1 protein-coding gene is annotated in these 508 nt (G+C 37.0%); it reads left to right on the top strand.

All coding sequences use genetic code 11. The features are described from left to right. Positions 1-219, top strand: a 219-nt coding sequence (locus HX004_RS17685; protein ID WP_286444190.1) for a PoNe immunity protein domain-containing protein, incomplete at its 5' end; no start/stop codon positions are given. Positions 220-508: the final 289 nt, after the last annotated feature.

Raw genomic sequence — 508 nt, 5'->3', positions numbered from 1 at the left:
CAAGATAAAAGTATTAGCTTTATAAAAACCTACTTAAATAAAAAGTGGTATCAAGGGCATCGCGATGCCCCTTGGTATGATAGCCATAAACGTACCCAAGTCAATACGTATTTTGGATATTGGGCGTGGGAAGTGGCGACATTGGTGAAAATATACAATATCGATGATGCGGAACTGAAAGAACAACAGTATTATCCGTACCGTGCAGTACGATGGTAAGTGTGCTTGATTATGAAGTACTAACCCTACCGCGTCTTTATCGTATTTTTTATTGGTAGTATGTAGGGGCAAATGGCAATTTGCCCCCTTTATTTAGGGAATTGTGTTCAAAGGAATTTTATCTAAAAAATGATATGCAAAAGAAATGAATAGTTGTCTTTTGTTTTGGAAAATGATTTTTAACTGTCATAACAGGTGGAAAGGTTGGAAAAGAAGGGATTATTGTTAGTTATAAAGGAGAAGTTATCGCCAGTGGCGAGGCGAAAGCAGTTCGCAATAGTTTAGATGA

The organism is Myroides sp. 1354 (assembly GCF_030324495.1).
Classification (GTDB): Bacteria; Bacteroidota; Bacteroidia; order Flavobacteriales; family Flavobacteriaceae; genus Flavobacterium.
This window is presented reverse-complemented; position numbering and strand designations above follow the sequence as displayed.